The organism is Paraburkholderia sp. BL21I4N1, assembly GCF_002973525.1.
Lineage (GTDB): Bacteria > Pseudomonadota > Gammaproteobacteria > Burkholderiales > Burkholderiaceae > Paraburkholderia.
On record NZ_PVEN01000005.1, the window covers coordinates 99,829 to 112,338 of the forward strand.

Below are 12,510 nucleotides of genomic sequence, written 5' to 3' on the forward strand. Positions count from 1 at the left end.
GGTCGTTACGTCAAGGCGAAGCGTTGCCGCTCGACGCCGCACCGGCCGGCGCACCGCCCGCGTCCGGTGAACCGATATCGTCCGGCGTGGGGGTCGGCGACGAGGCGGCTTCGCCATTGCCGCGCGCTTCGCCGTCGACCGGCCCGCTTGCCGCCACGGGCGCCGATGCGGGCAAGCCCAGCAACGGCGGCAATGCGCGCGGTTCGGCAACGGCAACGGAAGCCGCCGACGCGGCAACAGCCGAAGACGCCAAGGAAGACGCCGCCGTCGAAGCCCCCGCCTCCCCTGTCGCGGCGGCCGGCGCACGACGCGTCGCATTGCGCGTCACGACCGGCGCCTCGGGCTTCCCGGACGACGGGAACAGCTGCTCGAACCAGTCGCGCAAGCGCCCGGTGCGCTCGGCAAACCAGCCCGGTTCCTGTTCCGTTGCGAACTTCACGCGGCTGTCCACCAGCTTCGAGCGCTGCGCGCGCTGGAAGAAGTCGCCGACGATCGGCAGCGCGCTATGCGCTCCCTGCCCCCAGTAGTCGCTGCGCAAGGTCACGCGGCTGTCGTTGAAGCCGACCCACGCACCCGCCACGAGTTGCGGATGAATCAGGATGAACCAGCCGTCCGCATTGCCCTGCGTGGTGCCCGTCTTACCCGCGACATCGCCGCGCACGCCGAAGCGGCTCCGAATACTCGACCCGGTGCCGCGATTCACGACGTCGCGCATGATGTCGATCAGCATGCGGTCGGCGTCGGCGGGCAGTTCCTGTTTCGGCGACACCGGCGCGAACTCGGCCAGCACGTCGCCCTTACGGTTTTCGATGCGCGTGACCATGACCGGCTCCACGTAGCCGCCGAGGTTGGCGATCGTGCCGTAAGCCGAGACCATTTCCTTCAGCGTCACCGGGCTCGTGCCCAGCGCAAGCGACGGCACCGGATCCAGTTCGCTGTCGCGCACGCCCATCGCGCGGGCGAGTCGTGCGACCTTGTTCGGGCCGACCGTTTCCATCAGTTGTGCCGTGATGCGGTTGCGCGAATACGCCAGGCCGTCGCGCAGGCTGATCGCGCGATCGCTCGGCTCGTCCTCGTCGTTCGGGCGCCAGACTTCGCCGCCGGCCAACTGGATTTCGACGGGTTTGTCGACGAACGTATCGCTCGGTTTGGCGCCGGCTTCGAAGGCGGCCGCGTAGACGAACGGCTTGAAGGTCGACCCCGGCTGGCGACGCGCCTGCTGCACGTGGTCGAACGGGTCCTGGGTGAAGTCGCGACTGCCGACCCATGCCCGGATCTGGCCGTTGCGCGGGTCCATCGCCAGGAAATCGGCCTGCACGCGGGTCTTGGCTTCGCACAGCGACTGCACGAAGCCGCGGTCGGACGACACGCGTTTCAATGCATCTTCATCGCTCAGGCCGGTGCTTTTCGCGGTCTGGTACTCCGGCGTTTCGCGTAGAAAGGTTTGCAGCAGATCGCGGCCGTTCGAGCAGCCTGAACGCGCCCCCCATGCCGAGTTGGCGATGCCTTGCAACTGGTTGCCCTGCAGCGTCACCGCCTGGGTGGCCATGGTCTGCAGACGCGAATCGATCGTGGTGCGCACCACGAGGCCGTCGGCATAGAGGTTGTAGTCGTTGCGATCGGCCCACGCGGCGAGCCACTTGCGCAACTGCTGCGCGAAGTGCGGCGCGGGACCGGGCGGCTCGGTCTGACGCTCGAAATCGATCCGCAACGGCTTGCGCTGCAGCGTCTGATAGGCGGCGGGCGTCAGCTTGCCGTACTTCACCATTTGACCCAGCACCGTATTGCGCCGCTGCAATGCGCGCTCGGGATTCAGCACCGGGTTGTAGTAGCTATTGCCCTTGAGCATGCCGGTGAGCGTCGCGCTCTCCAGCACGGTCAGGTCGGACGCCGATTTGTCGAAATAGGTGCGCGCCGCCATTTCGATGCCGTACGCGTTATAGAGGAACGGCACCGTGTTCAGGTAGGTCTCGAGAATCTCGTCTTTCGTGTAGAGCGCCTCGATCTTGAAGGCCGTGATCGCTTCCTTGATCTTGCGGGTCAGCGTCGGCGCGCGGCCGATTTCATCCGGATAGAGATTGCGCGCGAGCTGCTGCGTGATCGTCGAGCCGCCCTGGCGGTCGCCGGAAAACGTATGCAGCGCGGCCGACGCCGTGCGGCGCCAGTCGAGACCCCAATGCTGGTAGAAACGGTGATCTTCGGTGGCGATCAGCGCGTTCACCACGTTCGGTGAAATGTCCTTGAGCTTGACCCACTCGCGGTTGGACGGCTTGAATTCGGCCAGCAGCTTGCCGTCCGCCGACAGAATCTGCGCCGGCTGCTCGATCTTGGCCTTGCGGATATCGCCGATGCTGGGCGTGAACGGGATCAGCACGAGCACATACAGCACCAGCAGCAGCGGACTGCCCGCAAGGGCCCACGCGAGGCCGCGCCGGGTCGGATGGCGCACATGCCACATGGCCCGCGCGATAGGCACGTTCACTCGGGTAAGGCCTTTGTCCAAGGCCGCCAGGAGGGGGGTGATCAGGCGCGTCAATCTAACTTACCGTCGGCTGGGAAAGGCGCAATCCTACCAAGACGCTGGGCGGCGGCTGGATTTTTGCGGTTTTCGGGGGCGACCGTGAGGCGCGCGGTGGCGTGTTGCGGCTCGCCGCGGCCGGTATCGGCCGGCCTTGGCCCGCTTTGGCTGGCCGCGAACGGTGGCGCACAGGGGGCGCACCGGCAAACAATCGCGGCCCACTATAATGTCGGCAATTCCGACAAGAGGTGCTTCATGATCATCAAACCGCGCGTGCGTGGCTTCATCTGTGTTTCGACCCATCCGACCGGCTGCGAAGCCAACGTCCGCGAACAGATCGACTACGTCAAGGCACGCGGCCCCATCGCCAACGGCCCGAAGAAGGTGCTCGTGATCGGCGCATCCACCGGTTACGGCCTGGCCGCCCGCATCAGCGCCGCGTTCGGCGCCGACGCCGCCACGCTCGGCGTGTTCTTCGAGCGCCCCGGCAGCGAAACCAAGGCCGGCACGGCAGGCTGGTACAACACCGCCGCCTTCGAGCAATTCGCCACGGCGCAAGGCCTGTATGCGACGAGTATCAATGGCGACGCGTTCTCCGACGAAGTCAAGCAACGCACGATCGAAGTCATCAAGCGCGACCTCGGCCAGGTCGATCTGGTGGTCTACAGCCTCGCCGCGCCGAAGCGCAAGCATCCGACGAGCGGCGACGTGTTCAGCTCCACGCTGAAGCCGATCGGCAAGTCCGTGACGTTCCGCGGCATCGACACGGACAAGGAAGTCATCAAGGAAACCGTCCTCGAACCCGCCACCCAGGCTGAGATCGACGACACCGTCGCGGTAATGGGCGGCGAAGACTGGCAGATGTGGATCGACGCGCTGCTCGAAGCCGGCGTGCTCGCCGACGGCGCGAAGACCACGGCGTTCACCTACCTGGGCGAGAAGATCACGCACGACATCTACTGGAACGGTTCGATTGGCGCGGCCAAGAAAGACCTCGACCAGAAGGTGCTCGGCATTCGCGAAAAGCTCGCGGCCCACGGCGGCGATGCGCGCGTTGCCGTGCTGAAGGCGGTCGTCACGCAGGCCAGTTCCGCGATTCCGATGATGCCGCTGTATCTGTCGCTGCTCTTCAAGGTCATGAAGGAGAAAGGCACGCACGAGGGCTGCATCGAGCAGGTGTACGGCCTCTACAAGGACAGCCTGTACGGCGCGGCGCCGCACCTCGACGACGAAGGCCGTTTGCGCGCGGATTACAAGGAACTCGATCCGGACGTGCAGGCGCGCGTGCAGGCGCTGTGGGGTCAGGTGACGAACGACAATATCTACGAACTCACGGATTTCAGCGGCTATAAGACGGACTTTTTGCGTTTGTTCGGCTTCGAGATCGCGGGCGTGGATTACGAGGCGGACGTGAATCCGGATGTGGCGATTCCGGGCCTCGTGCAGGCCTGATTAAGATGGGGGTGGTAAGCGTGTTGCGAGGCAATGTATTGCGATGCGTAACCGCCCCCGTTCGGCTGCTTTTGTTGGTGAAGCGCTTTGACAGCCGTTGATCAAGCTGAGAGACGTTGAAATCGATGCTCGACTGCGCCTTCCGTAGAACAGCCAGGCGTTCCAAATCTCACGGTGGAAATGTCGGCATCGCAATCAAACGGGAATAGCCACCCACAATCCGCATTCGGTCAATCACCCTCTCTTACCCGCCGCGACTGCGCCACATACCCGTCCACCGCGCGCATCACTCGCGCCTCCAGCGCAGCCGCATCACGCTCATCGCGCTGCCCTGCGGCGTCGACCATGCCATGCACGATCGCCAGCAAATCATGCGCAACCAGAGCCGTGTCGTCTAACTCGGGCGCGTCCCGTTTCTCCGTCAACGCACTCGTCAGCACGGCATCAACCAGATCCGTCAGCCGTCGACTACGTTCGCCGAGCGGCAACCTGCGCTCCTCGAAATCGATCACGCGCGCCAGCGCCGGCCGGCGCATCTGATGCGCGACCGCCGCGCGCACCAGCGCCTGCACGCAGTCTCGCGAACTCTCCACTAACGCCGCTGCCTCGATGTCCACGACCAACTGCGCCGTCTCGCGCTCGATCAGCGCCACCGTCAACGCGTCGCGATTCGGGAAGTACTGATACAGCGAGCCGATGCTGACGCCGGCACGCTCGGCGACCGCATTGGTCGTGCAGGCAACGAGCCCCTGCGTCTCCAGAATGCGAGCGGCCGCTTCGAGCACGGCTTCGACGGTCTGCGCCGAACGCCGCTGAACCGGTGCTTTACGGGGTTTCAGACGCTGCGCCGCGGTGGATTTAGTCATGGCTGAAGCACGAGTTTGAAACGTGAGTGATCGCTCGTATTCTAGACCTGTTTTCGTGAAATCCGGTCAACCACTTAGCGCTCGACTGGAACCCCAGCGCATCGCGGCCGGCGCGCGCAGCGCCCGGACATCAACAGGGAAACGCCGCCTGCAGTGAACGAAGGATCGCCAGACCGACCGGAAAATCATCGGAAATACCAGGATGATTGGTGAAGAACTCGTCGAGCAACGGGTAGACGTTCTGGTTGCCGATGGCAAGGTCGGTCGGCGGACAAAACAGCGGCGCGCGTTTCTTCGCGACCAGGTCGCCGTTCGCCCAACCCAGCGCGTTGATCGTGCCGGTAATGTAGGCCGCGTAGACCGAGTTGTTATCCGTGTGAGCCCATTTCCGGTATTGGGCGGCCGTCATCTCGGCGTTCGCGTTGAGAGTGAAACACGCTGTCAGCAGTGCCAGCGCCAATGTCGATACCCGCATCGTTGAACCTTCAGGCTATGTCGCAAAAGCGGCCATTGTAGGCGAGCCGGGTCCCACCGCGCAGATGACTGCCATAGGGAGGATTTTGCAAGCATTACATTGGGTTTCCGTAAGCGCCGGAAAGTCGCGCTCCGCCCGTTGGAACCCTACCGAGACCTGCGCTCAGGCCTCGAATGAGAGGACGAGACAAACAGCAAACCGTCCCCCCGTACGACGTTTGCGCACCTTAAGGCGTGCCGTTCCGGCAATACCTGCGGTAACCCTCGCGTGCGGCAAGGCGCGCCATATAGGCCGTGACCGCGGGAAAATCGTCATGTCGTAACGGCGTCTCCAGCCAGCGGTTGATCGACAGCGCGATCGGAATATCGGCAAGCGAAAACGACGGCCCGGCGATATACCCGCCCGTCCGCGCCAGTTGCTGGTCGACCCGTCCCATCTGCCGTGCCCAGTTCGCACGCGACAGTTCGATCTGCCGCGGGTCTTGATGCAGCGGCGACTGCCTGACGAGCGCCAGAAACGCGTAACTCCACGCGCGGTTCAATTCGCTCGCCTGCCAGTCGATCCACTGGTCGCAACGCGCGCGGTCGCACGGATCCGTTGGGTACAACGACTCGCCGTGATAGCGGCCGGCAAGGTAACGGATGATCGAGTTCGATTCCCACAACACGAACTCGCCGTCCTGAATCACCGGGACCATTGCATGGGGATTCAGAGCGAGAAATTCCTGTGCGTCGGTGGCGCGGAAGCCGGAACCCCAGTCTTCCTGTTCGAACGCCAAGGCGAGTTCGGCGCAAGTCCACAGCACCTTGCGGACATTAATCGATGAGGTCTTACCGAGTATTTTTAGCATGGGTTCAAAGCGTAGCGGTGATTTGCCATCCACGACAGGGACAGTTCGCAAGCCACCCGCCAGGCCAGCGCGACGCAATCCATCAACGCGCGGCAAAACCCAAGCCGATCAAGGCGCCCACGCCAGCACCCTGCGGAGCGATCCACCCAAAACCCAAAAACCATGCGATGATTTGATCAAATCTCATCATGCAAAAAAACCCAGCTTCCCGACCGGGCCGCGCGTCGCGCCGCCTTAATCAACCGACTGGAGTCCACCTTGCCAAGCGACCTACGCGACGACCTGCGCGAATTTCTGGAGCGTCACCGAATCCATGAAGTGGAATGCGTGATACCGGACATGACGGGCGTCGCACGCGGCAAGATCGTGCCGAAGAACCTGTTCCTCGCACAGGGCAAGATGCACATGTCGAACGCGCTGCTGATGATCACCGTCAACGGCGAGTTCGCGGATTTCGAGCGCTTTGTCGGGCCGAGCGATCCCGACATGGTTTGCATCCCCGATCCGAACACAGTCCGGCTCGTGCCGTGGGCGATCGAACAGGTCGCGGTGGTGATTCACGATTGCGTCGGGCTCGACGGCCAGCCGATCGGCATCTCGCCGCGCGCGGTGTTGCGGCGCGTGCTGAAGCTGTATGAGGAGCGCGGCTGGCGGCCGGTGGTGGCGCCGGAGATGGAGTTCTATCTGATCGCGCAGAACAAGAATCCGCACGAACCGCTGCGCCCGCCGCTCGGCCGCGCGGGTCGCCACGAGGCGGGCCGCCAGTCGTTTTCGATCGACGCGGTCAACGAATTCGATCCGTTCTTCCAGGATCTGTCGCGTTTTTGCGAAATGACGCGGCTCGGCGTCGAGACGCTCGTGCATGAAGTCGGCGCCGGGCAGATGGAGATCAATTTTTCGCACGGCGACGCGCTCGATCTCGCCGATCGCGTGTTCCTGTTCAAACGCGCGGTGCGCGAGACCGCGTACCGGCACGGCATTTTCGCCACTTTCATGGCCAAGCCGATGGAGCAGGAACCGGGGAGCGCGATGCATATTCATCAGAGCATCGTCGATCGTGAAAGCGGCCGGAATATCTTTTCGCAGCCAGACGGCTCGGCGAGTCCGCTGTTCTTCAATTACATCGGCGGGTTGCAGAAGTACATGCCGCAAGCCATGCCGATGTTCGCACCGTACGTGAATTCGTACCGGCGCCTGTCGCGCTTCACCGCCGCGCCAATCAACGTGCGCTGGGGCTACGACAACCGCACCTGCGGCATCCGCGTGCCGAACGCCGACGCCGACGGCAGGCGGCTCGAGAACCGCGTCCCCGGCGTCGACGTGAACCCGTATCTGGCCATGGCCGCCACCCTCGCCTGCGGCTATCTCGGCATGGTCGAGCAGCAGGAGGCCTCGGCGCCAATGGTCGAAAGCGCCTATGACCTCGAATACGAATTGCCGCGCGGCCTGGAAGACGCGCTCAAGGCGCTCATGAAATGCACCGAACTCGCCGCGATATTGGGCGAAAGTTTCGTGCACGCCTATTGCTCGGTGAAGGAAAAAGAATTCGAGACCTTCTCGCAAGGCATCACCGCGTGGGAGCGCGAGCATCTGCAACTGCTCGTCTGAACGCGGGCCGCGCCTGAAACCCTCACTGGAGAGTCCACCCTTGAATACCCGTCACGGCATCAATTGGGCGCGGGCGCAGGCACTTGCCCAGCGCGAGCGTCAAGCGTTTGTCGAGGCCATGCCGAAGTCGCGCGCGCTGTCCGAACGCGCGGCGCGCCATCTGCTGTTCGGCGTGCCGCTGCACTGGATGAACGACTGGTCCACGCCCTTCTCGCTTTACGTGGACGAAGCGCGCGGCGCGTCGTTCACCGACGCGGACGGCCACCGCTACGCCGACTTCTGCCTCGGCGACACCGGCGCGATGTTCGGCCATTCGCCGCCGCCCGTGGCGCGCGCGCTGGCCACCCAGGCCGCGCGCGGCCTGACCACGATGCTGCCGGGCGAAGACGCCGCGTGGGTCGGCGAAGAACTCGCGCGGCGCTTCGGGCTACCGTACTGGCAGTTCGCGATGACGGCGAGCGACGCCAACCGCTTCGCGTTGCGCTGGGCGCGCGCGGCGACCGGCCGGAAACAGATCGTCATTTTCAACGGCTGTTATCACGGCACGGTGGACGACGTGTTCGTCGACCTCGTCGACGGCAAAGCGGCGCAGCGCGGCAGTCTGATCGGCCAGGTGCATGACCTGCTCGAAGCGACCCGCGTGATCGAATTCAACGACCTCGCCGCGCTGGAGAACGCGCTGAAAGACGGCGACGTCGCCTGCGTGCTCGCCGAGCCGGCGCTGACCAACATCGGCATGGTGCTGCCGGAGCCGGACTACTGGCGGCAAGCCCGGGCGTTGATGCGACGCTACGGCACCTTGCTCGCGATCGACGAGACGCACACCATCAGTTGCGGGCCGGGCGGTTATACGCAAGCGCATGGGCTCGAACCCGACCTGTTCGTACTCGGCAAGCCGGTGGGCGGCGGTTTTCCGTGCGCGGTCTATGGCTTTAGCGCGGAGTTGGCCGAACGCGCGCAGCGCGCCAAACGCGACGCGCCGCCGGGTCACTCGGGCATCGGCACCACGCTGACCGCGAACATGCTGGCCATGAGCGCGATCCGCGCCACACTCGCCGAGGTGATGACAGACACCGCCTACGCGCATATGTTCGCGCTCGCCGAGCGCATCGAGAGCGGACTTCGGCAAGTGATCGCGCGGCACGGGCTCGGCTGGTGCGTGACGCGAGTGGGCGCGCGCAGCGAATTCCAGTTCGCGCCGCAGCCGCCACGCAACGGCACCGAAGCCGGACGGCAACTCGACCCCGAACTGGAGCAGATCGTGCACCTGTACCTGCTCAATCGTGGCGTGCTGATTACGCCGTTTCACAACATGATTCTGGTGTGCCCGGGCACGTCGTTGCACGACGTGGAGCGGCTCGTCGGCGCATTCGACGAGTGCCTGGGCGAATTGGTGTGATAAGCGCCGGGTATGCTTTCATGCGGAGCCACGCAGCGTCGGGTAACGAGGCTCGTCTAACAGGCGTACGAAGCACGAGAACCACACGAGTCGCACAACGGCCCGCAACGCTAAACCGCCGGCCTTTTCCCGCACCCGCCCCACAGCGCGCGCCACGAGCTTTATGAAAACTTCGCTTCACCAGACGCTGCAGGACCAGACCTACGACACGCTACGGCAATGGCTGACGATCGGCCGCTTCGTGCCGGGCGAGCGCATCAAGATCCGTCACGTGGCGGCGGAACTCGGCGTCGGAGAAATGCCGGTGCGCGCCGCGCTGCAGCGGCTCGCGGCCGAATCGGCGTTGGTCAACGTGCCCAATTGCGGCGTCACGGTGCCGCGGCTGTCCAAGGCGCAATTCGACGACGTGCTGCGTGTGCGCCTGATTCTCGAAGGTCAGGCCGCCGAACTGGGCGTGCCGCATCTCGAGCCACACGACCTGGCAACGCTGGCGCATCTGAACACGCAAATGGCCGACGCGCTACGCACGACCGACACCAAAGGCTATCTCGACGCCAACGAAGCATTCCACCTGATCCTGTACCGGGCGGCCGGCTCGCCGCTGCTGCTCGAGTTGATCGAAACGGTGTGGCTGCAGGTCGGGCCGATTTCGAATCTGCTGTTCGACGACGCGCACTTTGCCGGCACGCTCAACGACGCCCACGACGAACTCCTGAGCGCCGCGACCGCGCGCGATGCCGCCGGTGCGCGCCGGGCAATCGAGCGCGACTTGAACCACGCCGCGCGCTGTTTGCGCGAGCAGTGCGACTAGCGGCGAGTCCGCCGATTCAGGCCTTCAGCGTGGCCTGTTCGAGAATCATGTCGTACAGCGCCTGCGCCGCCGGCGACAACTGCGCGGTTTTGCGCGCGACGAGAACCAGCGTGCGCGACACGACCGGATGCGTGAGCTCGACGGTCCGAACCGTGGGATAGGCGCCCTTCTGCAACGCTAGCGCCGGCACCACGGCGGCGCCCACCCCTTGCGCAACCAACCCCACCGCGGTCGAACTGCGCTGCACTTCGTAGAACGAGCGCAAGGCCAACTCGCTGGTCGCCAGCGCGACGTCGAGCAACGCGCGGTTGCCGCTCACCTCGCCGGCAAAGATCAGCGGATGCGATTGCAACTGCCGCCACGCGAGGCGCCGCCGTTTCGCGAGCGGATGATCCTGATGGCAAATCAGCACGTAGCGGTCTTCGGTCAACGGCACGCTCGCCAGATCCGGATGATGATCGCGCGCGATATTGATGCCGAACTCGACCTCCCGGCGCAGCACCGCCGCCTCCACCGCCGACGACGCGTGATCGAGAATCTTGATGCGGTTATGCGGATAGCGCGCGGAATACGCTTGCAGAATGCGCGGCAAATATTGCACGCCGACGGTCGGCACGCAGGCGATCGAGACATCGCCGCGACGCGCCACGCCGGTTTCGCGAATTTCGACTAGCGCGTCGGCGAGTTCACCAAGCAGGCGTCGCGCTTGCGGCAGAAAACCGCGGCCGATTTCCGTCAGCGCCATGGAGCGCGTGGTCCGTTCGATCAGCGTGACGCCGAGAAAGGTTTCGAGCTTACGCAAACGCTGCGTAATGGCCGTTTGCGTGACGTGCAGCGAATCGGCCGCGCTTTGAAAGCTGCCGCGATCCGCAATCGCGACGAAAGCCTGAACACCGAGCGTGTCGATTTTCATTAGAAAAATGAAGGAATCGGGAAGATAAATTCATTTTACTCCGCCCACGACGCCGCCGAGAATAGCCGCATCGGATCGGTTCAAGATATCCCACACGGGGCCGGTGACGACCGGATTCCGCTATCGCACACTCACCAACACCCACGAACACAGAGGAGCGTCACATGACATCGACGACGGATTGGTATGCGAAACAGTACGTGCTGTTCGAAAACGAGCGTACGCGTCCGGTGAAGGATCTGCTGGCGGCGGTGCCGGCCACCGACGTCCGGGTAGCGGTCGACATCGGCTGCGGGCCCGGCAATTCCACTGAAGCGCTGGCCGCGCGTCTGCCGGGCGCGGCGGTCAGCGGCCTCGACAGTTCCACCGACATGGTCGCGGCGGCGCGCAAACGTCTGCCGCAATTCCAGTTCGACGTCGTCGACATTTCCACCTGGGAAGCGCCGGGACCGTACGACCTGATTCTCGCCAATGCCGTGCTGCAATGGGTGCCCGACCACGAGCGGCTGTTTCCGTCGCTGGTGACGAAACTCGCGGCGGGCGGCAGCCTCGCGGTGCAGATGCCGGACAATCTCGACGAACCGGCGCACCGTCTGCTGCGCGAAATCGCGCTCGATGGGCCGTGGGCGTCGAAGCTGGCCGGCGTCGAACGCACCATGCGGCATGGCGCGGCCTGGTATTACTCGCTGCTCAAGCCGTTGTGCGCGCGGGTCGACGTATGGCGCACCGTCTACCATCATCCGCTGACGGGCGGCGCGGATGCGGTGGTCGAGTGGTTCAAGGGAAGCGCGCTGAGGCCGTTTCTGGCCAGGCTCGACGACGCCGACGAGCCGGCGTTTCTGCAGCGCTATCGGGACGAGATCGCGCGGGCGTATCCCGCGTTGGACGATGGCACGGTGTTGCTGCCGTTTCCGCGGCTTTTTGTCGTCGCCACGCGCTAGGTTTGCGGGGTTGCGCGCGGTTCGACGGCGCGACGAAATTGCGTGCTGGCGGTCGATTCCGCGCGGTTGGGCTGGCGCGACATGACGCGCTGATGGGAAAGGTGCGCCAGGATACGTCAGACGTTGCCGCGCGCGAATTCTGCGTGATATTGTTCAGTGAAAGCGGAGGACGGTGGTTGCCGTTCTCACTGACCTGCCTATTACCGCAGCGAGCGTCGCCATGAGTGATGTACGCCACCATCTGAGTCCACGTGACCGTCTTGAGCTGTTGTGCTGGCTCACATGCGGGAGTCTTGGCGCTTATTACCTGAATGAAGATTGGCCCGACGCGGCGTTTCATGTGCAGGCCGCGCACAAGTGGCTCGACCGGCGCTCGCGCGAGGCGGATTGGCTGAGTATTGCCAGGTTGTCCGCTACCGCGGTTGAGATTGCGAGGCGGCATGCCGGGTTTGTCGAGGCCGATTGGGCTCGGGATGCGGTCGAGGAAATTCTTGATACCGATGAGCTGGATCCTCAGGCCAGGCTCGTTCGGCAGGTTTTTGCGGATTGTCAGAGCGCGCTTGCCGATCGGCGGGTGGCGGATTAGGGGTTGGCGGGTTTGGCTATCTGGCCTGTCTGGTCTGTCTGGTCTGTTCGAGGCAGCGCGCGGGCAAGCGGCTAAAATACCGGGGCACCGC

Annotated in this window: 11 protein-coding genes; 6 read left to right on the plus strand and 5 right to left on the minus strand. The window is 64.3% G+C overall.

All coding sequences use genetic code 11. From position 1 onward, the window contains the following. Positions 1 to 10: 10 nt before the first annotated feature. A complete protein-coding gene (locus tag B0G83_RS15095; RefSeq protein WP_105508204.1) occupies positions 11 to 2,536 on the minus strand; it encodes a penicillin-binding protein 1A in 2,526 nt (841 codons plus the stop codon). Between the two features lie 237 nt (positions 2,537 to 2,773). Here B0G83_RS15095 and fabV point away from each other — a divergent pair, with 237 nt between their 5' ends. Continuing rightward, a complete protein-coding gene (gene fabV / locus B0G83_RS15100) occupies positions 2,774 to 3,970 on the plus strand; it encodes an enoyl-ACP reductase FabV (protein WP_105508205.1) in 1,197 nt (398 codons plus the stop codon). A gap of 230 nt (positions 3,971 to 4,200) precedes the next feature. On the opposite strand, the gene B0G83_RS15105 is transcribed toward fabV, so the two are convergent. The 3 genes from B0G83_RS15105 to B0G83_RS15115 form a co-directional block, all read right to left on the minus strand. After that, a complete protein-coding gene (locus tag B0G83_RS15105; protein ID WP_105508206.1) occupies positions 4,201 to 4,836 on the minus strand; it encodes a TetR/AcrR family transcriptional regulator in 636 nt (211 codons plus the stop codon). A gap of 130 nt (positions 4,837 to 4,966) precedes the next feature. Further along, entirely contained in the window at positions 4,967 to 5,296 is a 330-nt protein-coding gene (locus tag B0G83_RS15110; protein WP_258167904.1) for a hypothetical protein, read from the minus strand. 241 nt (positions 5,297 to 5,537) lie between these two features. Next, the gene (locus tag B0G83_RS15115) at positions 5,538 to 6,161 is read right to left on the minus strand and encodes a glutathione S-transferase family protein (protein ID WP_105508208.1); all 624 of its coding nucleotides are present in this window, start codon (positions 6,159 to 6,161) and stop codon (positions 5,538 to 5,540) included. A 258-nt stretch (positions 6,162 to 6,419) separates the two neighbouring features. Here B0G83_RS15115 and B0G83_RS15120 point away from each other — a divergent pair, with 258 nt between their 5' ends. The 3 genes from B0G83_RS15120 to B0G83_RS15130 all read left to right on the plus strand — a co-directional run bounded on the left by B0G83_RS15120 (position 6,420) and on the right by B0G83_RS15130 (position 9,979). Next, complete coding sequence (locus B0G83_RS15120) at positions 6,420 to 7,769, plus strand: glutamine synthetase family protein (protein ID WP_105508209.1); 1,350 nt, start codon at positions 6,420 to 6,422, stop codon at positions 7,767 to 7,769. Positions 7,770 to 7,809: 40 nt separating this feature from the next. Further along, a complete protein-coding gene (locus B0G83_RS15125) occupies positions 7,810 to 9,168 on the plus strand; it encodes an aspartate aminotransferase family protein (protein WP_105508210.1) in 1,359 nt (452 codons plus the stop codon). Positions 9,169 to 9,331: 163 nt separating this feature from the next. Next, positions 9,332 to 9,979, plus strand: a complete 648-nt coding sequence (locus tag B0G83_RS15130) for a GntR family transcriptional regulator (protein WP_105508211.1) — start codon at positions 9,332 to 9,334, stop codon at positions 9,977 to 9,979. A gap of 16 nt (positions 9,980 to 9,995) precedes the next feature. On the opposite strand, the gene B0G83_RS15135 is transcribed toward B0G83_RS15130, so the two are convergent. After that, positions 9,996 to 10,892 carry a LysR family transcriptional regulator gene (locus B0G83_RS15135; RefSeq protein ID WP_105508212.1) on the minus strand — a complete coding sequence of 299 codons (897 nt, stop codon included), beginning with the start codon at positions 10,890 to 10,892 and terminating at the stop codon, positions 9,996 to 9,998. Between the two features lie 164 nt (positions 10,893 to 11,056). Between B0G83_RS15135 and tam the strand changes: the two genes are divergently transcribed. Both tam and B0G83_RS15145 read left to right on the plus strand, forming a co-directional pair. Next, the gene (gene tam / locus B0G83_RS15140) at positions 11,057 to 11,833 is read left to right on the plus strand and encodes a trans-aconitate 2-methyltransferase (RefSeq protein WP_105508213.1); all 777 of its coding nucleotides are present in this window, start codon (positions 11,057 to 11,059) and stop codon (positions 11,831 to 11,833) included. A 220-nt stretch (positions 11,834 to 12,053) separates the two neighbouring features. Beyond that, positions 12,054 to 12,419: a hypothetical protein gene (locus B0G83_RS15145; protein WP_105508523.1), complete on the plus strand. Its 366-nt coding sequence runs from the start codon at positions 12,054 to 12,056 to the stop codon at positions 12,417 to 12,419. Positions 12,420 to 12,510: the final 91 nt, after the last annotated feature.